At 61.1% G+C, this 21485-nt stretch carries 20 protein-coding genes and 1 tRNA gene; 16 read left to right on the top strand and 5 right to left on the bottom strand.

What is annotated here, in order from left to right; all coding sequences use genetic code 11:
- Window positions 1-1032, top strand: coding sequence for an NAD(P)H-dependent glycerol-3-phosphate dehydrogenase (locus tag SOM28_RS15090; protein ID WP_320468604.1), 1032 nt, complete (start codon window positions 1-3; stop codon window positions 1030-1032).
- Window positions 1033-1078: 46 nt separating this feature from the next.
- Here the strand turns inward: SOM28_RS15090 and SOM28_RS15085 are convergent, their stop codons facing one another.
- The 4 genes from SOM28_RS15085 to mscL are packed head-to-tail and all read right to left on the bottom strand — an operon-like array spanning window position 1079 to window position 3758.
- Complete coding sequence (locus SOM28_RS15085) at window positions 1079-1414, bottom strand: cupin domain-containing protein (protein ID WP_320468603.1); 336 nt, start codon at window positions 1412-1414, stop codon at window positions 1079-1081.
- 11 nt (window positions 1415-1425) lie between these two features.
- A complete protein-coding gene (locus tag SOM28_RS15080) occupies window positions 1426-2124 on the bottom strand; it encodes a DUF2461 domain-containing protein (protein ID WP_123069257.1) in 699 nt (232 codons plus the stop codon).
- Window positions 2125-2151: 27 nt separating this feature from the next.
- Window positions 2152-3297, bottom strand: coding sequence for a Do family serine endopeptidase (locus SOM28_RS15075; RefSeq protein WP_320468642.1), 1146 nt, complete (start codon window positions 3295-3297; stop codon window positions 2152-2154).
- A 38-nt stretch (window positions 3298-3335) separates the two neighbouring features.
- Window positions 3336-3758: a large conductance mechanosensitive channel protein MscL gene (gene mscL / locus SOM28_RS15070; protein WP_123069258.1), complete on the bottom strand. Its 423-nt coding sequence runs from the start codon at window positions 3756-3758 to the stop codon at window positions 3336-3338.
- A gap of 224 nt (window positions 3759-3982) precedes the next feature.
- Here mscL and petA point away from each other — a divergent pair, with 224 nt between their 5' ends.
- The 8 genes from petA (at window position 3983) to SOM28_RS15030 (ending at window position 10303) form a co-directional block, all read left to right on the top strand.
- Window positions 3983-4597 (top strand): ubiquinol-cytochrome c reductase iron-sulfur subunit, encoded by a 615-nt coding sequence (petA, locus tag SOM28_RS15065; protein ID WP_123069259.1) that lies wholly within the window; start codon window positions 3983-3985, stop codon window positions 4595-4597.
- Window position 4598: 1 nt separating this feature from the next.
- Window positions 4599-6011, top strand: a complete 1413-nt coding sequence (locus tag SOM28_RS15060) for a cytochrome b (protein WP_147935162.1) — start codon at window positions 4599-4601, stop codon at window positions 6009-6011.
- A 28-nt stretch (window positions 6012-6039) separates the two neighbouring features.
- Window positions 6040-6804, top strand: a complete 765-nt coding sequence (locus SOM28_RS15055) for a cytochrome c1 (protein ID WP_123069261.1) — start codon at window positions 6040-6042, stop codon at window positions 6802-6804.
- A 119-nt stretch (window positions 6805-6923) separates the two neighbouring features.
- Window positions 6924-7535: a glutathione S-transferase N-terminal domain-containing protein gene (locus tag SOM28_RS15050; RefSeq protein WP_005663771.1), complete on the top strand. Its 612-nt coding sequence runs from the start codon at window positions 6924-6926 to the stop codon at window positions 7533-7535.
- Between the two features lie 132 nt (window positions 7536-7667).
- On the top strand, window positions 7668-8168 hold the full coding sequence (locus SOM28_RS15045; RefSeq protein ID WP_320468602.1) for a ClpXP protease specificity-enhancing factor: 501 nt from the start codon (window positions 7668-7670) through the stop codon (window positions 8166-8168).
- 25 nt (window positions 8169-8193) lie between these two features.
- Window positions 8194-8269: transfer RNA gene (locus SOM28_RS15040), tRNA-Thr, on the top strand.
- Between the two features lie 221 nt (window positions 8270-8490).
- Window positions 8491-10077: an anti-phage dCTP deaminase gene (locus SOM28_RS15035; RefSeq protein WP_320468601.1), complete on the top strand. Its 1587-nt coding sequence runs from the start codon at window positions 8491-8493 to the stop codon at window positions 10075-10077.
- Window positions 10049-10303: a hypothetical protein gene (locus tag SOM28_RS15030; protein ID WP_320468600.1), complete on the top strand. Its 255-nt coding sequence runs from the start codon at window positions 10049-10051 to the stop codon at window positions 10301-10303. Before SOM28_RS15035 ends, SOM28_RS15030 begins: the two co-directional genes overlap by 29 nt.
- 420 nt (window positions 10304-10723) lie before the next feature.
- Here the strand turns inward: SOM28_RS15030 and SOM28_RS15025 are convergent, their stop codons facing one another.
- Window positions 10724-11923, bottom strand: a complete 1200-nt coding sequence (locus tag SOM28_RS15025; RefSeq protein WP_414675177.1) for a cation:proton antiporter — start codon at window positions 11921-11923, stop codon at window positions 10724-10726.
- Window positions 11924-12191: 268 nt separating this feature from the next.
- Between SOM28_RS15025 and SOM28_RS15020 the strand changes: the two genes are divergently transcribed.
- The 7 genes from SOM28_RS15020 to SOM28_RS14990 all read left to right on the top strand — a co-directional run bounded on the left by SOM28_RS15020 (window position 12192) and on the right by SOM28_RS14990 (window position 21484).
- The gene (locus tag SOM28_RS15020; RefSeq protein WP_320468598.1) at window positions 12192-13442 is read left to right on the top strand and encodes an ABC transporter substrate-binding protein; all 1251 of its coding nucleotides are present in this window, start codon (window positions 12192-12194) and stop codon (window positions 13440-13442) included.
- Window positions 13443-13446: 4 nt separating this feature from the next.
- Window positions 13447-14340, top strand: coding sequence for a carbohydrate ABC transporter permease (locus tag SOM28_RS15015; RefSeq protein WP_320468597.1), 894 nt, complete (start codon window positions 13447-13449; stop codon window positions 14338-14340).
- Window positions 14337-15233, top strand: a complete 897-nt coding sequence (locus tag SOM28_RS15010) for a carbohydrate ABC transporter permease (protein ID WP_320468596.1) — start codon at window positions 14337-14339, stop codon at window positions 15231-15233. The genes SOM28_RS15015 and SOM28_RS15010 overlap by 4 nt, the downstream gene beginning before the upstream one ends.
- Window positions 15234-15246: 13 nt before the next feature.
- A complete protein-coding gene (locus SOM28_RS15005; protein ID WP_320468595.1) occupies window positions 15247-16293 on the top strand; it encodes an ABC transporter ATP-binding protein in 1047 nt (348 codons plus the stop codon).
- A 79-nt stretch (window positions 16294-16372) separates the two neighbouring features.
- Window positions 16373-17434: a LacI family DNA-binding transcriptional regulator gene (locus tag SOM28_RS15000; protein WP_320468594.1), complete on the top strand. Its 1062-nt coding sequence runs from the start codon at window positions 16373-16375 to the stop codon at window positions 17432-17434.
- A 126-nt stretch (window positions 17435-17560) separates the two neighbouring features.
- Window positions 17561-18925 carry a GH1 family beta-glucosidase gene (locus SOM28_RS14995; protein ID WP_320468593.1) on the top strand — a complete coding sequence of 455 codons (1365 nt, stop codon included), beginning with the start codon at window positions 17561-17563 and terminating at the stop codon, window positions 18923-18925.
- A gap of 36 nt (window positions 18926-18961) precedes the next feature.
- Entirely contained in the window at window positions 18962-21484 is a 2523-nt protein-coding gene (locus tag SOM28_RS14990; protein WP_320468592.1) for a glycoside hydrolase family 3 protein, read from the top strand.
- Window position 21485: the final 1 nt, after the last annotated feature.

The raw sequence follows: 21485 nt of genomic DNA, 5'->3' as shown, positions 1-21485 counted from the left end.
ATGCAACAGAATAAACCCAACACCAAGATCACCGTCCTCGGCGCCGGCGCCTGGGGCACTGCCGTCGCCATCGCCCTGGCCGCGCGCCATGACGTGCTGCTGTGGGGCCGCAATCCGCAGCAAATGGCGGATACCGACGCCGCGCGCGACAACCTGGCCTACCTGCCGGGCCATCCGTTGCCGCCCGCCTTGCGCGTGAGCGCCGATTTCGAGGCGGCGCTCGCTCACGTGGCCACCGGCGCGGCAGAAGACGCGCCGCTCTTGATCTTGGCTTGCCCGGTGGCCGGCCTGCGCCCCCTGCTGGAGCAGTTGCGCGGCCGCGCTATCCCGAACGTCGTCTGGCTGTGCAAGGGCTTCGAAGCCGGCACCGGCCTGCTGCCGCACCAGGTGGTGGCGCAGGTGCTGGGCGACAGCGTGCCGGGTGCGGCGCTGTCCGGCCCCTCGTTCGCCCAGGAAGTGGCGCGCGGCCTGCCGTGCGCACTCACCGTGGCCTCGACGTCGGCCGAACTGCGCGAGCGCGTGGTGGCGGCGGCCCATGCCGACAATCTGCGTGTCTACTCGCACGACGACCTGGTCGGCGTGGAAGTGGGCGGCGCGGTCAAGAACGTGATGGCGATCGCCACCGGCGCCGCCGATGGCCTGGGCCTGGGCCTGAATGCTAGAGCCGCGCTGATCACGCGCGGCCTGGCCGAGATCACCCGCCTGGGGCTGGCGCTGGGCGCGCAGCCGGGCACCTTCATGGGGCTGTCGGGAATGGGCGACCTGATCCTGACCTGCACCGGCGACCTGTCGCGCAACCGGAGAGTCGGCCTGGCGCTGGCCGAGGGCAAGGCGCTGGCCACGATCGTGGCGGACCTGGGGCATGTTGCCGAAGGGGTGCCATGCGCCAAGGCGGTGCGCGAGCTGGCGCGCCGGATGGAAGTCGATATGCCGATCACCGAGGCGGTGGCCAGCGTGTTGTTCGACGGCGTGGATGCGGCGCAGATGGCGGCGCAGTTGCTGGCGCGGGATCCGCGGGTGGAACTGGCGTGATTTCTTGAGATGTGGCGTGGACGGCAAGCCGTCCACGCCACCCGCCTTAACGCTGCGGCGCCATCAAAATGGTCATCAGCGCCACCGCATCCGACACGGCGCGGATCGTGTGCGGCACGCCGCCCGCCAAGTACAGCATCTCGTTCGGCTGCAAGCTCGTCGTCTTGTCGTGGGCGTCGATTGCGATCTCGCCTTCCAGGCAGACGATGGTCACTTCGCCATCGACCCGGTGCTCGGGGATCGGCCGTTCGACCGGCAGCACCAGCCGGATCAGTTCCATGTGCTCGGTCTTGACCAGAGCCACCGAGGTGAAATGGGCGATGTCGTCGTCGCCGCGTTGCAAAGCAATCTTTTCGCCGGATACTGCGTGATGCAAGGCCATGTCGCCCTCCTCTATTCGTTTGTCGCTTCCTCTTGCGGCTCCGGCACGCTGCGCAGCCAGCTGACCAGCGCGTAGGCGTCCTGGAATCCTTGCGCCAGCCGCGGCACCAGTTGATCCGGTGCGTTCAGGTCCAGTTTCACCTCGGTCCACACGAAGAAGCTTTTCAGTTTCAGGTAATCGACATGTGGATGATCGGGGTCGAAGCCCTTCGGTGGACGCTGCAACTTGTCCTCTTCCAGCATGTCATTATAGGTGGCGCGAAGATGCTTATTCTTCAATACTTTGGCGAAACCCGTCGCATCGTTGACCACGTGCTCGCGGATCGCCTTCAGGCGCGGCGCCGGCGGCAGGTACTCGCCCACGCCGAAGCCCAGAGTGCCATCGCGCTCGATATGAAAATAATAGGTCGAACCGCCGCCCGCGCTCGGACGGCGCTTGTCGTGCGGGGTGATGCCGGCCGAGAAGCGGGTTTTATAAGGCGTCTTGTCCTTCGAAAAGCGGGTGTCGCGGTGGATGCGGAACATCGCCTTCTTGGGATTGCAGGCCGCCACCTGCTTGTCGAATTTGGTCAGGGCCTTGATCAGTTCGGTGACCGTTTCCTCGAATTCGGTGCGCAAGATGTCATAGCGCGGTTTATTCCAAAGGAACCAGGGCCGGGTGTTGTTTTCGCTCAGCTCGGTGAGAAATTGCGTCAGGTCGCGCAGATGCATGGTGGTCCGGGGTATCGATAGAAGAGTTCAGGGCGCCTGGCGCGGCCGGCGACCCACGGTCACGTCGACCGTGGCTTCGCGCCGCTTGCGCAGGATCGTCATTTGCGTCTTGGCGCCGGGTGCGAGCTGGGCGATCAGGTTCAGCATCTCGCTGGTGTCGGCGATCGGCTCGCCAGCCACCGCCACCAGGATATCGCCCGGCACGATGCCGGCCCGGTCGGCCGGCCCGCCGCGCACCACGCCGGCGATGATGGCGCCGCTGCGCTTGGCCAAACCGAAGCTATCGGCCAGCTCGGGCGTAATGTCCTGCGATTCGATGCCGATCCAGCCGCGCACCACGCTGCCATGCTTGACGATCGAATCGAGCACGTTCTTGGCGGTGGACACGGGAATCGCGAAGCCGATCCCGACCGAGCCGCCGGTCTGGGAATAGATGGCCGCATTAATGCCCAGCAAATGGCCATCGGTATCGACCAGGGCCCCGCCCGAATTGCCGAAATTGATCGCCGCATCGGTCTGGATGAAATTCTCGAAGTGGTTGATGTGCAGGTTGTTGCGGCCCAGCGCCGAGATGATGCCCAGGGTGACGGTCTGGCCGACGCCGAACGGATTGCCGATCGCCAGTACCACGTCGCCCACGCGTGCTCCCTCGGGGTCGCCCAGCACCATTACCGGCAGGTTGCGCTCGCTGACGCGGATCACGGCCAGGTCGGTCTCGGGATCGGTACCGACCAGGCGCGCCGTGGCCTTGCGGCCGTCGGCGAGACCGACCTCGATCGCATCGGCGCCGTCGATCACATGGAAATTGGTCAGGATATAACCGTCGCTGCTGACGATGACGCCGGAGCCAAGGCTGGCCAGCTGCTCGTCGGGCGGCGCGCGGTCGCCAAAGAAGCGACGGAAGAACGGATCTTTCAACAAGGGATGCGACTGGCGCGACGCCTTGCTCGTGTAAATATTGACCACGGCCGGCATCGCCTTGGCGGCGGCATCGCGGAAACTTCCCCCCGCCGCCCGTGGCGGCGCCTGCAGCATCGGCACCGGGTTGCCCGGGGTGCCGACCGCGACGCTATCTGGCCTGTCGAGCCATTCGGGCCGCATGGCGGCCACCACGAACCAGGCCGCGAGTGCAATCGTCACCGCCTGCGCGAACAGCAACCAGAAGCGTCGCAAAGGATGCGGACGCCGCAGTTCGTGGACAAGGTCGTCTTTCACTTTTTGAGGGAATCCCGGATTTCGCGCAGCAGGACGATGTCTTCCGGCGTGACTGGCGCCGCAGCCGGCTTGGCCTCCTCGGCCGGACCGCGCAGGCGGTTAATCACGCGCACCATCTGGAAGATGATGAATGCGAGCAGGATAAAGTTCAGCAAGATGGTCAAGAAATTACCGTATGCCAACACAGCACCGGCCTTTTGCGCCTCTGCCAAGGGAAGGTTATAGCCCTGGTTATTGAGAGGAATATAATAGTTGGCGAAATCGAGGCCACCGAGTACGGCGCCGATCGGCGGCATGACGATGTCCTTGACCAGCGAGTCGGTGATGCGCGCGAACGCGCCACCGATGATCACACCGACGGCAAGGTCGATCACATTGCCGCGCATCGCAAACTTCTTGAACTCTTCCATCATCGCCATTTGGGACTCCCCTGGTTGTTGTTGATACAAGCCTTTGCATGATACCCGAACGCTCCGGGGGCTGTCTTTCGGTCAAATGCTGCAGGAGCACAAAAGACCATTCTGCCAAAGCGTGTAGCCCAGACAATTTTTTTCCCTCAGGTATTGCCGTTCACATATAATTTTGGATGCTGGAAGCTCGCTATTAATTCTTAAAATTCGTATATTCACGGAGTGGGGTTGGTATGAGTAATGAAAAGCAGGTCGATCCGGGTCGACGCGGATTGCTGGTCGCGACGTGCGCGGCCGGTGGCGTCGTCGGCGTGTCCACGGCGGGAGCCCTGGTCAGCACCTTCCAGCCTTCCGAACGCGCAAAAGCGGCGGGAGCCCCGGTTGAAGTCGACATTTCCGACGTCGCTCCCGGTGAAATGAAAGTCGTCGAATGGCGCGGCAAGCCGGTCTGGATCCTGCGCCGCACCCCCGAAATGATGGCCACGCTCGAGAAGGACCAGGGCGAACTGGCCGATCCCGCCTCCGACAAGGTGTTCCAGCTGCCGATGCCGGAATACGCCAAGAACGCGTTCCGCTCGCGCGCCGAGCACAAGGAAGTGCTGGTCACGGTGGGCATTTGCTCCCACCTGGGCTGCTCGCCCTCTTCCCGCCTGGCCTCCGGCCCACAGCCGAACCTGCCCGACAACTGGCCAGGCGGCTTCCTCTGCCCCTGCCACGGCTCGACCTTCGACCTCTCTGCGCGCGTGTTCAAGAACAAGCCGGCGCCGACGAATATGGATGTCCCCCCGTATATGTATCTGTCCGATAACAAGCTCGTGATCGGCAAAGACGAGAAAGGCGAGGCATAAGATGGGTGCATTCAAGGAGACCAAGCTGCCGGCCGATGCGCCGGTAGCAGAGAAAGCCCTGGCCTGGGTCGATGACCGCTTCCCCGCATCGAAACTGTGGAACGATCAATGGGGCAAGTACTACGCCCCCAAGAATTTCAACGTCTGGTATCTGTTCGGTTCGCTGTCGGCCCTGGTGCTGGTGCTGCAGATCGTCACCGGCATCTTCCTGACGATGCACTACAAGCCGGACGCCGCGCTGGCCTTCGGCTCGGTCGAATACATCATGCGTGAAGTCCCGTGGGGCTGGCTGGTGCGCTACCTGCACTCGACCGGCGCCTCGGCCTTCTTCATCGTGGTCTACCTGCACATGGCGCGCGGGCTGATGTACGGCTCCTACCGCAAGCCGCGCGAACTGGTGTGGCTGTTCGGCTTCGGCATCTTCCTGTGCCTGATGGCCGAGGCCTTCTTCGGCTACCTGCTGCCATGGGGGCAAATGTCGTACTGGGGCGCCCAGGTGATCGTCAACCTGTTCGGCGCCATCCCCGTGATCGGCGAAGACCTGTCGCTGTGGATTCGCGGCGACTACGTGGTCTCCGACGCCACCCTGAACCGCTTCTTCGCCTTCCACGTGATCGCGCTGCCGCTGGTGATCATCGGCCTGGTGGCCGCCCACCTGACGGCGCTGCACGAAGTGGGCTCGAGCAACCCGGACGGCATCGAGGTCAAGGAACACCTGGGCCCGGACGGCCATCCGCTCGACTCGATCCCATCGCACCCCTACTACACCACCAAGGATTTGTTCGGGGTGTCGGTATTCCTGCTGCTGTTCTCGGCAGTCGTGTTCTTCGCACCAGAGATGGGCGGCTACTTCTTGGAGTACAACAACTTCCTGCCGGCCGACTCGATGAAGACCCCGGCCCACATCGCGCCGACCTGGTACTTCACCCCGTTCTACTCGGTGCTGCGCGCCACCACGGCCGACTTCATGTACGTGCTGATGGCCGGCGTCGCCCTGTACGTGGCCTTCATCTGGCTCAAGTCGCGCCTGGCCTTCCGCACCAAGGCGATCATCGCCGTGGTCGGCCTGCTGCTGGTGATCGGCATGCTGCCGCAGGTGCTGGACGCGAAATTCTGGGGCGTGGTGCTGTTCGGTTCGTCGGTGATGATCATCGCCGGCCTGCCATGGCTCGACCACTCGCCGGCGAAGTCGCTGCGCTACCGTCCGAACTGGCACAAATGGGTGTACGCCCTGTTTGCGCTCGTGTTCGTGACCCTCGGCTACCTGGGCACCCAGTTGCCGACCGCCGCGTTCACCCTGATTTCGCAAGTGTGCACGCTGGCCTACTTTGCGTTCTTCCTCCTGATGCCGTGGTGGAGCACGATGGGCACCTTCAAGCCGGTGCCGACCCGTGTCACCTTCACCCCGCATTGATCACCGGACAAGAGCACAAGGACACGACATGAAATTGTTTGCAAAGAAACTGATTGCAGTCCTGGCGCTGGTGCCGGGACTGGCTTTCGCCGCCGAGGGCGGCATACCACTGGACCGTGCACCGGACCGCAACGACATGGCCTCGCTGCAGAATGGCGCCAAGATCTTCGTCAACTATTGCCTGAATTGCCATGCGGCGGCCTCGATGCGCTACAACCGCCTGCGCGACCTGGGCCTGTCGGAAGACCAGATTCGTGACAATCTGTTGTTTTCTGCCGACAAGGTCGGCGACATGATGACGACGGCGATGCGCCCGAAAGATGCTGCGGCCTGGTTTGGCGCGGTGCCGCCGGACCTGTCGGTGATCGCACGGGCAAAAGCCTCGCCGGCCGGATCGGGCGCCGACTACCTGTACACCTATCTGCGCAGCTTCTACCAGGACGAAACCCGCCCGACCGGGTGGAATAATATGGTGGTAGCGAATGTTGCGATGCCGCATGCGATGTGGCAGCAACAGGGGATTCGTACCGCCAAGTTCGCCGAAGAAGCCGATCCGCATGAGCCTGGCAAGATGGTGCAGAAGTTCGCCGGCTACGAGCAAGTATCGCCGGGCACCATGAGCGAGCAGGAGTTCAACGCAGCCACTGCCGACCTGGTCGCGTATATGGTCTGGATGGCCGAACCGGCCCAGGCCACCCGCAAAAAGCTGGGCGTGATCGTGCTGCTGTTCCTGTCCGTATTCGTCTTTTTGACCTGGCGTTTGAACGAATCGTACTGGAAAGAAGTGAAGTAATTCGTTTTCCTTGCCCGGTTGGCTATAATACGGGCAATCATTTTTCTGGGGTGAGTGTTAGGGAGCCACTAAAGTTCCCCTGGCGCTACACCCCTTTGTTTCTTAAGGAACTATAAACCATGATGGTTCTCTACTCCGGCACCACGTGCCCGTTCTCCCAACGCTGCCGCCTCGTCCTGTTCGAAAAGGGCATGGACTTCGAAGTGCGCGACGTCGACCTGTTCAACAAGCCGGAAGATATTTCGACCATGAACCCGTACGGCCAGGTGCCAATCCTGGTCGAGCGCGAACTCATCCTGTACGAATCGAACATCATCAACGAGTACATCGACGAGCGCTTCCCGCACCCGCAACTGATGCCGGCCGACCCGCTGATGCGCGCCCGTGCCCGCCTGATGCTGTTCAACTTCGAGAAAGAGCTGTTCGTACACGTGCACACGCTGGAAAGCGAGCGCAACAAGGCGAACGACAAGAACCACGACAAGGCCCGCGCGGAAATCCGCGATCGCCTGACCACGCTGGCTCCGCTGTTCCTCAAGAACAAGTACATGCTGGGTGACGAGTTCTCGATGCTGGACGTCGCGATCGCTCCGCTGCTCTGGCGCCTGGACCACTACGGCATCGAGCTGTCGAAGACCGCGGCGCCGCTGATGAAGTACGCCGAGCGTATCTTCTCGCGTCCGGCCTATATCGAGGCGCTGACCCCGTCCGAGAAAGTGATGCGTCGTTGATGTGTTCTGGGGTGGGATGCTTTTGCGTTCCGCCTCTGTTCGCTGTATCGCTTCACACGCGCCGGTTTTGGACGTCCGTCGGACGATTCCGGTAAACTGGCGCAAACGCCTGTATTTCTAGACAACACCACCATGGCAGAGATCTCCACCAAACCCTACCTGCTGCGCGCCATCTACGAATGGTGCACGGACAGCGGCTTCACGCCCTATATCGCCGTCAAGGTCGATGGCGGAACCACCGTGCCGATGGAATATGTTCGCAAGGGCGAGATCATCCTGAACATCAGCTACGGCGCGACGTCGGGGCTGAAGATGGACAATGACGCGATCCACTTCCGTGCGCGCTTCAATGGCGTGTCGCGCGAGATCTATATCCCGGTTCATAACGTGTTGGCGATTTATGCCAATGAGAATGGGCAGGGGATGGCGTTCGAGGTGGGTGCGGCGCCTGAGGCTGATGATCAGTCGTCGGGTGCTTCGGCCGAGAGTGCGCCGGCTGCGCCGGCCTTGTCGGCCGTGCCGTCGAAGGGTGTGGATTCGCCGGTGGTGGCGGATGCGCCGCCTACTGTTCCTGGCGGGGATGATGAGCCGCCCAAGAAGGGTGGACGTCCGACCTTGACCCGGATCAAATAGCGTATAATCGTTGTCTTAAGGTCATGCCGACTTAGCTCATCAGGTAGAGCAGTTGATTTGTAATCATCAGGTGGCGGGTTCGAGTCCTGCAGTCGGCACCAGTCATTCGAACAAAAAGCCCAGTCAACTCGACTGGGCTTTTTGTTAAGTCGGTGCCATCTGTATGCCATATGAGCTTTGAGAATGCACATATGCTGTTTCCATAAGTCAAGTAAATTAAAAAATTACAACATAGATATTTGCCGTTGTGGCCATCGATGAATCGCTGTAAATTACACGCACCGATTGCACATCGCACAGATTGAGACGATTGATAAAGACTATGGCACCGCCGTCCGCAAAGAAATCCTCTGCTCGCACGTCTCCGCCCCCGGCTCCCACGCTGGTAAGTAAGGGAAGCACTTCGGAACAGATCGCCGAGACGCACACTGAAGAGCTAGTCATTGCGCTTTGCGGCCCGATTGGCTCGCCGCTTCACAGTGTTGCTGAAGAAATTCAGCGGATGATCAGAGACACATTTGGATATGACAAAGCCGAGATAATAAGATTAAGTGATTTCATAGGACATCACGCGGCGAAAGTCGATGTTGAAATCCCTGCAAATGATTCTTTCGAACGCATAACGTCTCAAATTGATGCGGGGAATAAGCTTAGAGAGAGATTCGGCCTAAGTATTCTCGCGGAGCTTGCTGTTGAAAAAATTCGATTTGAACGAGAAGAGTTCAAATTAGAAAGTAAAGCGCATAACTACGCTCCGCGCAGAATTTGTCACATCATTGACTCTATAAAGAACAAGGAAGAGCTCGCCATGCTCAAACTTGTCTACCGTGACATGTTATATGTCGTGGGCGTCTTTTCTCCGTTGTCAGTTCGTGAAACCAACATTGCGCAACGAAATCACTTGGATGGCGGAGATGTTCACACACTTATAGACAGGGACTCTGGCGAAGAATCGAAAGCGGGACAAACTGTATCAGATACCTTTCCACAAAGCGATTTCTTTCTTCGCATTGACAAGACCACAGATTCTGAAACAATAAAAAAGGTTGAACGCTTTCTACATTTGATTTTAGGAACGAAAGTAATTACGCCAACCCCCGCTGAGTCAGCAATGTATGCGGCAGCAATGGCAAGTGCTAATTCTGGCTGCCTCTCTCGCCAAGTAGGCGCCGCTGTTACAGATGCGAACGAGCATGTTTTAAGTACTGGCTGGAACGACGTTCCACGATTTGGAGGTGGTTTATACCAAGAAGGAATCGATGATAGTCGGTGTTGGAATCATGGAGGCGGAAAATGCTTTAATGATGAGGAAAAAAATTTCTTCGCCAACGAACTGGTTGATGCGCTTAAAGAGATCATTCCAGTTACTAGTAAAGAAAAAGCAAGAACACTTCTTCGCAAAAGCGGCAAGCTAGGCGGCTTAATAGAATTCTCTAGGGCAATTCATGCAGAGATGCACGCAATTTTGGGCGCTGGCAGAATTGCGGGAGACAAGCTTGTAGGCGGAAAAATCTTTGTTACTACGTACCCTTGCCATTCCTGTGCTCGTCACATTATTGCCGCTGGAATAACTGAGGTCTACTACATCGAACCGTACAGGAAGAGCTTGGCGATTAAACTACATGGCGACGCGATTTCTGAACTTGAGTTAGACTCAAAAAAAGTACGTGTTCTTGCTTATGATGGTGTTGCACCCTCTAAATTTTTGTCATTATTTAGAGTAGCACCGAATTCCAGGAAGTCCGCAGGGAAATTAATTAGAGTTCCATTGAAAGAAGCCAGACCACGTATCGAAAAGAGTTTAGAATCGTTACCCTCACGAGAGGCAATCGTAGTAGCATCATTAATGGAAAAGAAACTTCTCCCACAGGAGGGGCAAAATGAACAAAATCCCATCACAACAGCTTAGTTTTGATTTCGATACCGCTGCAGAAACTTGTCGACCACAGCTGTCGCCATTTTCTGAACATGCGACCTTATTAGTAAATCGCCGCAGTGTGAGAAATAATTCTTCTACACCTGAAGAAAATGTAAAGGAAGTGGTTAATCTTTGCAATTTCAGAGAAGTAAAACAGCAACAAAAGGTATCAAAGATATATCAAGGCATTCTTGAGTCAATAAGCCATATTGCGTAGACGCTCTACTTTTCACAGAGATATTTGATCTTTAAATAAAGATCAAGACGCGCCATTCCAGCAAGCAGAGATTTTTCAACACCAAATTTTAATGGCTAAGTGATTCTGGATTTAGTTTAGATGCCAAATAAATATCCTTAATTGAAAATATTCAGCATCAACGGCCACTGGCACTTATTTATATTTTCTCACTCATCTATCTAAAAGGTTGATGAGGAATCATAAGAGTATGGCATGAAGCGTATCAAGGTCTATACATTCAGATCGGAAGAAATGACGTTCGCTAGACTAAGACGATTTCTGGAAGAAATTCACTACAGGTTTATTTTTTAAGCTAGTCTTTGCAATAAGGTAGTGAAAAAGCGCTGTGCGCTGGAAGTCAAATTAAATATTTTCCCGCCATGTCTTTGAGTCCGATAGCTATCTCACCTTGAGCACTAGCTTGGCACCATGCAACAATTTGGGATACACCACCGGAATCGTCATCATCGTGCTGCCGATCGCCATCAACAGCAGCGCTGTGAACGTCTCACTGGTGATGACGCCCTTGTCGAGCAAGATATTCGAGAAAATGATCATGATCAGCGCCTTGGTCTGCAACAACCACCCAATGATCGACGCCTCTTCCCTGCTCCAGCCAAGAATGCGCCCGGCAATCCGCACTCCCATCAGCTTGCCCGACACCGACGCCGCCAACAACACCGCCGCGGCAATAAACACCGCTGCCCCACCAACCGCCCAATTGGTACGCAACCCGGTGCTCAAGAAATAAACAGGCATCAGCACCAGCAAGACGTTGTGACGCAAGAAATCGAGCTGCTTCTGATCAAACCAATCCGCATCCATCACCGCACCAGCCAGGAACGCCCCCACCATATAGTGCAGCCCCGCCCAATCCGCAGCAAAGCCGCAAATCACCAGCCACACCAGCATCACGAACCACCGATCCCGCTCCGGGATACTCACCATCAAGCGCCGGAACAATTTGGTCGCCACGATAAACACCAGGAAGAACCCCAGCTGCCGCCCCACCCGCTCCCAATCGAGCAGAATCAGCGCCAGCACGCCCCAGATGGCGATATCGTCCAGGCTCGCATACCGCAAAATCCTCTGTCCCAGCGGCTGTCTTAAAATCTCCAGCTTTTCCATCAGCAGAATCAGGATAGGCAGCGCAGTCACCGCACAAGCCATCCCCACCCCAAGCACGAACTGCCACCCCTGCGCCTGCGGCCCGATCCAGCCAGCGAACCCCAGCATCCCCGCCGCCACCACGCTGCCAAACACCAGCGGCACGCCCAGCGCCAGCCCGGCTGTGATACTGCTCTCGCGCCGATGCTCCCACGCCTTCTTGAGATCGAGCTCGATCCCCGCCAGCATCACGAAGATCATCACCGCCCACCAGGCGATCCCGTTCAGCGATTGAATGACCTGGGGATTGAAGACGAAGCTGTAATACTCTGGATACGCCTTGCCCAGAACGCCAGGCCCCAGCAGCACACCGGTGATGATCTGCACGATGACCAGCGGCGCCCAGTAATCGGTATTGCCGAGCCGCCAGATCAGGTAGGGGACGGCGAAGATCAGCAGCATCGCGATCAGGTAAATTTCGGTGGTGGCCATTGCGCTGTGCATGGTCGGTCTCTCGGATAATTATTATGATGATGAGGTCGCCATGCGACGGCATAGCGATACCCCTAGCTCCCCGGGAGTATCCTCGTAAATATGAGGCCTGAGCAACGCCAAACCTGAATCATTCCTGAAGATTCATGCCAAAATGACATATTGCAAGTTTAATTTGACCCTGAATTAACGCGATGCTATAGTCGGGCCAAGCCGATGGTAACGTTTCCAAACTTACCAAAACAATAACGGCATCAATGGAGACAAGATGGTCACACCCCGCAACCTGGCTGCAGCCCGCGCATGGCTGTGCGCCGCTGCTTTCGCGCTAGGCTTCGCACTGGCCAACGCTGCCGCGCCCAAGGCGGAAGTCATCCACTGGTGGACCTCCGGCGGCGAATCGAGCGCCGTCAAGCAGGTCGCCCAAGCTTATCGCGCTGCCGGCGGCGTGTGGATCGACAGCGCCATCGCGGGCGGCGACCAGTCGCGCGCAGTCACCATCAACCGCATCATCGGCGGCAATCCGCCGACCGCCGCCCAGTTCAACACCTCCAAGCAGTTCACCGACGTCATCGAGCAGGACATGCTCAACAACGTCGACCTGGTCGCCAAGGCCCAGGACTGGGACCGCATCCTGCCCGAGCCGCTGATCGACGTGATCAAGCACGACGGCCACTACTACGCGGTGCCGCTCAACATCCACATGCAGACCTGGATCTGGTACTCGAAGGCCGCCTTCCAGAAGGCCGGCATCGACAAGGAGCCGGCCAGCATCGACGAACTCTTCGCCGCCCTCGACAAACTGAAAGCCGCCGGCCTGGTGCCGCTGGCCCACGGCGGCCAGTCGTGGCAAGAGACCGTGCTGTTCTCGGCCCTGCTGGCCAATATCGGCGGCCGCGAACTGTATCTGAAAGTGATCCGCGACCGCGACCAGGCCACCATCCTGTCGCCGCAGTTTCGCAACGTGCTGCTCACCTTCAAGCGCATGAAGTCCTATGTCGATCCAGGTTCGCCGGGTCGCAACTGGAACGACGCCACCGCGATGCTCATCAGTGGCAAGGCCGGCTTCCAGGTGATGGGCGACTGGGCCAAGGGCGAATTCACCAATGCCGGCCAGCTGCCCGGCCAGCACTACGGTTGCATCCCCGGTCTCAAGCCCGACACGCCCTATCTGATGCAGGGCGACGTCTTCGTCTTCCCGCGCACGAACAAGGCCGACGCGATCAAGGCCCAGCAGCTGCTGGCCAACGTCGTGTCGCAGCCCGAGTTGCAAGTCTCGTTCAGCAAGCTGAAAGGCTCGATCCCGGTGCGTACCGATGTCGATGCGTCGCAGCTCGACCTGTGCGCGCAGAAGGGCATCGAGATCATCAAGGACCGGAGCCGCCAGCTGGGCGTCACCGAGGTCTATCTGACCCCGGACCAGAACGGCGCCATGCAGGACATCCTGACCGCCTACTGGAATATGGACATGAACGTCGACCGGGTCCAGCGCAGCATCGCCAACGCCCTCAAATACTGACGCCATGCTCGCCCAACGCCACTACGTCCGCCTCGCTCCCCACTTCGCCTTGCTCCCGATGGCGCTGGTGGTACTGGGCGCCTATATCGGCGGCGCGTTGTGGACCTTGCGTACCTCGTTCACGGCCTCGCGCACCTTCCCGTCCGATAACTTCATCGGCGCGGCGCAGTACGTGCGCCTGTTCGACAACGAGCGCTGGCTGCTGTCGCTGCATAACCTCGCCGTCTACGGCGTGGCCTTCATCGTCGCCTGCATGGTCATCGGCTTCCTGCTGGCCGTCTTCATCGACCAGAACGTCAAGGGCGAAGGCCTGCTGCGCACCGTGTTCCTGTATCCGTACGCGATGTCCTTCATCGCCACCGGCCTCGTATGGCAATGGCTGCTGGCGCCCGGCAGCGGCATCGAAGGCGCCGTGCGCCAGATGGGATTTCCAGGCTTCTCGTTCGACTGGATCGTGCACCAGGACCTGGTGATCTACACCGTCGTCATCGCCACCGTGTGGCAGGCCTCGGGCCTGGTGATGGCGCTGATGCTGGCCGGCCTGCGCGGCATCGATCCCGAAATTTATAAAGCCGCGCGCCTGGACGGCATCCCGGCCTGGCGCGTGTATTTGCAGATCGTCCTGCCGATGCTGGGGCCGTCGGTTGCCACCGTATTCCTGCTGCTGGCCACCGCGGTCGTGAAACTGTTCGACGCCGTGGTCGCGATGACCCAGGGCGGTCCCGGCATCGCCAGCGAAGTGCCGGCCAAGTTCATCATGGACCACCTGTTCCTGCGCTCGAATATCGGCCTGGCCTCGGCCGGCGCGGTCACGCTACTGCTCCCGGTGCTGGCCCTGCTCGCGCCGTATGCCTACGCCCGCAGCCGCCGCGCGCGCCTGAACGGAGGCCACGCATGAGCCATCATTCGCTGCAGGCGATCGCGCCACCCATACCTGGCCACGCCACCCAGACCGCGCGCCGCAAGCGCCTGTTCACACCGGCGCGCATCGGCATCTATGCCTTCCTGTTCAGCGCCGCCCTGTTCTTCTTGCTGCCGCTGTACGTCATGATCATCACCTCGTTCAAGCCGATGGACGAGATCCGCATGGGTAATGTGTTCGCCCTGCCCGCTGCCGCTACGCTCGAGCCATGGCGCGCAGCCTGGGGCGCGGTCAGCCACGGCTTCTGGAATTCGGTGGCGATCGCCGTGCCCAGCACCGTGATCCCGATCCTGCTCGGCGCCGTCAACGGCTATGCGCTGTCGTTCTGGCGTCCGCGCGGCGCCAACCTGCTGTTCGGCGTGCTGCTGGCCGGCGCCTTCATTCCCGTGCAGGTCATGATTTATCCGCTGGTGTGGATGATGGCGCATGCGGGCGTGTTCGGTTCGCTGCCGGCGATCGTGGTGGTCCACGTCATCTTCGGCATGCCGCTCATGACGCTCTTGTTCCGTAACTACTATGCCTCGGTGCCGCACGAGCTGTTCCAGGCCGCGCGCATCGACGGTGGCGGCTTCTGGCGCATTTTTATTCAAGTGATGCTGCCGATGTCGCTGCCGATCATCGTCGTGGCCGCGATCATGCAGGTCACCGGTGTCTGGAACGACTACATCCTGGGCCTGGTGTTCGCCGGTCGCGAGAACCTGCCGATGACGGTCCAGCTGAACAACGTGATCAACACCACCACCGGCACCCGCCTGTACAACGTCAATATGGCCGCGACCATCCTGACGGCCGCGGTGCCGCTGGCGATCTACTTCATCTCCGGACGCTGGTTCGTGCGCGGCATCGCCGCCGGCGCCGTGAAAGGCTAGGGTTAAGCTCGACATGTCCAACGTCCACCTGCGCAAACTGTGCATCACCCGCGGCAGCAACGAGATCATTCGCGATCTCGATTTGCAGATCGAGCCGGGCGAATTTCTCGTGCTGCTCGGCCCATCGGGCTGCGGCAAATCGACCCTGTTGCACAGCATCGCCGGCCTGATCGACCTGTCCGGCGGCGCGATCGAGATCGGCGGGCGCGACATGAGCTACGCCGATCCGAGCGAGCGTGGCATCGGCATGGTGTTCCAGTCGTATGCGCTGTATCCGACCATGACGGTCGAGAAGAATATGTCGTTTGGCCTCAAAATCTCCGGCACGCCGAAGGCGGAAGTGCAGCGTCGCGTGCGCAAGACGGCCGAGATGCTGCAGCTCGACGCCCTGCTCGACCGCAAGCCTTCGCAGCTTTCGGGCGGCCAGCGCCAGCGCGTCGCGATCGGCCGCGCACTGGTGCGCGAAGCCGGCGTCTACCTGTTCGACGAGCCGCTGTCGAACCTCGACGCCAAGCTGCGCGCTGAACTGCGGCGCGAACTCAAAATGCTGCACCAGACGCTCGGCTCGACCATGATCTATGTGACCCACGACCAGGCCGAGGCGATGACGCTCGCGACCCGCATCGTGGTGATGCAGGGCGGCCGCATCCAGCAGATCGGCACGCCGGCCGAGGTCTACGACACGCCGGCCAACCGCTTCGTGGCCGGCTTCCTCGGTTCGCCGTCGATGAATTTCATCGATGGCAGCGTCGATGCGCAAGGCCGCTTCAGCGCCAGTGTAATCACCTTGCCACTCGCAGGCGGTGCGTCGGCCGGCGCGGTCACGCTGGCCGCGCGTCCAGAACATATTCACATCGACGACAACGGCCCCTTGAGCGCGACGGTCACCCTGGTCGAACCGATGGGCAATCACCAGGTGGTGTGGCTCGACTGCGGCGGCCAGGCGCTGTCCTGCATCGAGCACGATGGACGTTCGCTGGCATCCGGCCAGACGGTACGCTTCGCGATCGACGCAAGCCGTGTTTCGTTGTTCGATCCTAAAAATGGACAACGCTTATGACGGATGGATGCCATCCGCACGCGGATGCAGTATGCTTGGCGGTTGTTTTGATTAACGTATTTATCAAATAGGGATCGCGGTGGCGACAATCAAGGACGTAGCGCGGTTGGCTGGAGTAGGTCTCGGCACCGCCTCGCGCGTGGTCAGCGGCAAGGGCTCGGTATCGCCGGCCACGCTCGAACGCGTGCGCAAGGCGATCGACGAGCTGGGCTTCCGTCCCTCGCACGCGGCGCGCGCCCTGCTGTCCGGCACCAGCCGCATGGTCGGCGTCTACATCCCCGTGTTGTCAGGCACCTTCTACACGCCGATCCTGCAGATCATCGACACCGAACTGCGCGCGGCCGGCCTGCACATGGTGGTCGCCTTCGGCGTCGGCCTGGGCGACGCGCGTAACCAGGCGATCGAGGGCATCGAGTTCCTGATCGAGCGTGGCTGCGATGGCCTGATCATGATGACCAGCGCCCTGCTCGACGAAGACATCGCGGCCCTCGGCGGCAAGCGGCGCCTGATCGTCGCGCTGAACCACGACTTCAAGGACATCCCGGAGCAGTGCTTCACGGTCGACCATGCGCAAGGCGGCCGGCTGGCGGCGCAGACCCTGCTCGAGCATGGCCACCGCGACATCGCCGTCATCGCCGGCCCCAGCGCGCTGGTCGACAACGTGGCGCGTATCGATGGCTTCATGCACGAGCTGAAGGCCAACGGCGTCGACACCGACAAGGTGTGGCTGGTCGAAAGCGACTTCTCGCCGCAGGGCGGCTGGCATGCGGCCAAGGCCCTGGTCGAATCGAAGACGCCATGCACCGCCCTGTTCTGCGCCAACGACGAGATGGCGGTCGGCGCCCTGTCGTACTTCCAGGAAGCCGGGATCAGCGTGCCGCGCGACCTGTCGGTGATCGGCTACGACGACACGCCGAGCGCGCAATTCTCGGCGCCGCGCCTGACCTCGGTGCACATGCCGTGGCGCGAGATGACGCAGAACGGCATCAACGCCCTGCTGAACCGCTGCTACGACCTGAAGCGCCCGGTAGCGCGCAGCTTCCCGGTCGACGTGACCATGCGCGCCTCGCTGGCCAGGGTTGGCGCCAAGGCCAAAAGCGCGAAGAGCGGCAAGAGCAAAGGCAAGAGTAAAAGTGAGTGAGGCGTGTTTGCCTCATCCACGGCCGCGTGCGGCCTTTTTTTGGCGCCGGACTGGAAAGCTTTCCAATGTCTTGTTAAGCTGTCCCAAAATTTAATTGAGTACAACACCAAAACCTGAAGCGAGACCATGACCACTGCCACCCGACCCGAGCCTTCCGCGCCGCAGCGCAGCGATTTCGCCCGCGACTTCCTGTGGGGCTGCGCCACCTCGTCGTACCAGATCGAAGGCGCCGGCCGTGAAGACGGCCGCGTGGAATCGATCTGGGACCGCTTCGCCGCCACCCCCGGCACGATCCGCGACGGCTCCGATGGCCTGGTGGCCTGCGACCACTATCACCGCTGGCCGGAAGACTTCGACATCGCGCGCGGCATGGGCCTGAACGCCTACCGCTTCTCGTTCGCCTGGCCGCGCATCTATACCGGCGTGAATGGCCAGCCGAACCAGCAAGGCCTGGACTTCTATTCGCGCCTGGTCGACGGCATGCTCGAACGCGGTCTGCAGCCATGGGCCACCTTGTACCACTGGGACCTGCCGCAGGCGCTGCAGGACGCCGGCGGCTGGGAAAACCGCGCCACCATCGATGCCTTCCTCGAGTACACCGATGCCATGACGCGCACCCTGGGCGACCGGGTCAAGCACTGGATCACCCACAACGAACCGTGGTGCACGGCCATCATCGGCAACTTCGAAGGCTGGCATGCGCCGGGCAAGACTGACCTCAAGGCCGCGCTGCAGGTCGCGCACAATGTGCTGGTCTCGCACGGCAAGGCAGTGCCGCTGATCCGCGCCAACGTGCCGGATGCGAAAGTGGGCATGGCGGTCAGCCTGCACCCGCTGCGCGCCGCCAGCGACAGCGCGGAAGATAAAGCCGCGATGGAGCGCCACGACGGCCTGCGCTACCGCTGGTTCCTCGACCCGCTGTTCGGCCGCGGCTATCCGGAGGCCACGCGCGAACGGTTCGGCGCCGCGGCGCCCGACGTCGCGCCGGGCGATATGGAAGCAATCGCCGTCAAGACCGACTTCATGGGCGTGAACTACTACTTCCCCGAGGTCATCAAGCACGAAGAAGGGCACGCGCCGCTCGACGCGAAAGTGCTGCCGACCACCAGCGGCGAGATCACCGCGATGGGCTGGCCGGTGTCGCCGGAAGGCTTCACTGAACTGCTCACCCGCATCGAGAACGACTACCACCCGGGCCCGATGTACGTCACCGAGAACGGTTCCGCCTTCGAGGATGCCGTCGGCCCGGATGGCGAGATCGACGACGTCCAGCGCCGCCACTACCTGATGCGCCACCTGGCCGCGATGAAGGAGGCGATCGACCAGGGCGCGCCAATCAAGGGCTATTTCGCCTGGAGCCTGCTCGACAACTTCGAATGGGCCGAAGGTTATCTGCGCCGCTTCGGCCTGGTGCACATCGATTACGCCACCCAGCAGCGCCGCCTGAAGAACAGCGGCAAATGGTATGGTTCCTTCCTGCGCCAGGAATGAGCTTTCACATCAACATAAAATAAAGCGAGACAACCCATGACCTTCAAGCTTCGTCCTTCCACGCTGGCCCTTTCCATCGCCCTGGTCCTGCCGGCCATCTGCGGCGCTGCCGCCCCGGTCGACACCAGGCTGGCCGACTGGCCGCGCGTGACCAGCGCCATCAAGAAGGACGACGCGATCGAGAAGCGGGTCCAGGAAATCGTCAGCAAGATGACCCTGGCCCAGAAGGTCGGGCAGATGACCCAGCCCGAGATCAAGACCACCAGGCCGGAAGACGTGACGAAGTACTACCTCGGTTCGGTCCTGAACGGCGGCGGCAGCTGGCCAAACAATAACAAGGCGGCCGACGCGAAGGAATGGCTGGCGCTGGCCCAGGCCTACCACGAGGCCTCGATGAAGACCGATATGGCGATCAAGGTGCCGGTGGTGTGGGGCACGGATGCGGTCCATGGCCACAACAACGTGCCGGGCGCCACCCTGTTCCCGCACAATATTGGCCTGGGTGCGGCGCGCAATCCGCAGCTGATGCGCGAGATCGGCGCCGCCACCGCCAAGGCCGTGCGCGCGACCGGCATCGCCTGGGTGTTCGGCCCGACGCTGGCCGTGGTGCGCGACGACCGCTGGGGCCGCACCTACGAAAGCTATGCCGAGCATCCGGAGGTCGTGCGCAGCTATGCCGGCGAATACGTGAAGGGCATGCAGGGCGCGTTCAAGGACGACGCCAACACCATCGCCACCGCCAAGCACTTCATCGGCGACGGCGGCACCAGGAACGGCAAGGACCGCGGCGTGACCGAGGCCAGCCAGGCCGACCTGATCAACATCCACGGCGCCGGCTACTTCCCGGCCCTGAACGCGGGCGCGCAGACCGTGATGGCCTCGTTCAACAGCTGGACCGATACCGCCAGCGGCAAGGAGTATGGCAAGCTCCATGGCAGCAAGGAAGCGCTGACCGACATCCTCAAGACCAGGATGGGCTTCGACGGCTTCGTCGTCACCGACTGGAACGGCCACGGCGAAGTGAAGGGCTGCCGCAACGACAGCTGCGCCCAGGCGATCAATGCCGGCAACGACATGGTCATGGTGCCGGACGACTGGAAGGCCTTCATCGCCAACACCATCAAGCAGGTCGAGGCAGGCGAGATCCCGATGTCGCGCATCGACGACGCGGTGTCGCGCATCATCCGCGTCAAGCTGCGCGCCGGCCTGTTCGACAAGAGCCCGGTGCAGAACGCCCATGCCGGCAAGGACGACGCCATGCAGGCGCGCGCATTGGCGCGCCAGGCGGTGCGCGAATCGCTGGTGCTGCTCAAGAACGAAGGCCCGGCGCTGCCCCTGAAACGCGGCCAGAAGATCCTCGTGGTCGGCAAGAGCGCCGACGAGCTGTCGAACCAGAGCGGCGGCTGGTCGATCACCTGGCAGGGCACTGCCACCACCAATGCCGACTTCAAGAATGCCGACACCATCCTGACCGGCATCCGTGAAGCGGCCGGCAAGGACAACGTCACCTTCAGCCTCGATGCGAAAGGCGTCGACGTGTCGAAGTTCGACGTCGTGGTCGCCGTCATCGGCGAGCGTCCGTATGCCGAAGGCGACGGCGACATCCACCCATCGGGTACCTTGCGCCACAGCAGCCGCTATCCGGAAGATCTCGCCGTGCTGAAAGCCGTCGGCGGCAAGGGCAAGCCGGTGGTCACGGTGATGGTCATCGGCCGTCCGGTGTTCGCCAACGACCTGCTGAACCTCTCGGACACCTTCATCTCGGCCTGGCTGCCGGGATCCGAGGGCAAGGGCGTGTCGGACCTGCTGGTCGAAGGCCAGCAGCGCCACGACTTCCGCGGCGTGCTGCCATTCTCGTGGCCGAAGTCGGCCTGCCAGATCAAGCTGAACGTGGGCGACAAGGATTACGCGCCGCTGTTCGCCTACGGTTATGGCTTGAAGGTCGCGACGCGTTCCAAGCTGGGCAAGCTGGATGAAAGCTATCCGCAAGGCGGCTGCAGCGCCGGCAACACCTTCCCGGTGTTCAGCCAGGCCGACCGCCTGAGCTACCCGCTGGCCATTCGCAGCGGCCAGCAGACCACCGTGCTCGGCGCCGACCTGAACGCCAGCTTCAAGCTGCCGAACATCACCGTCACCACCGCCCATGTCAATACCCAGCAGGACGCCAAGCTGGGCGCCTGGACCGGCCCGGCCACGCTGGAAGCACGCGGCGCACGCGCCATCACGCTGCCGGCGGCCGCGGTCAAGGATGGCGCACTGCGCTTCGACACCATCGTCGCCAAGGCCCCGGCCGGCAAGGTGACGCTGTCGATGCGCCAGGGTGCCACCAGCGTCGACCTGGATGCGACCGCCCTGTTCAAGCGCCTGGCCGTCGGCGCCAAGAACACCGTCGCGATTCCGCTGGCCTGCTTCCAGGCCAAGGGCCTCGACCTGGCCAAGGTCGATACGCCGTTCGCCGTCACCAGCGATGCCGAGTTCTCGGCGGCCTTCGCCAATATCGAGATCGCCGGCGGCGCGGCGAAGGAAGCAGGCGCCGTGCAGTGCGGTGAACTGAAATGAC

Source organism: Massilia sp. CFBP9026, from assembly GCF_034045165.1.
Taxonomy (GTDB): domain Bacteria; phylum Pseudomonadota; class Gammaproteobacteria; order Burkholderiales; family Burkholderiaceae_D; genus Telluria; species Telluria arenae.
The sequence above is the reverse complement of the archived record's forward strand: the minus strand, read 5'-3'. Positions and strand labels throughout refer to the sequence as shown.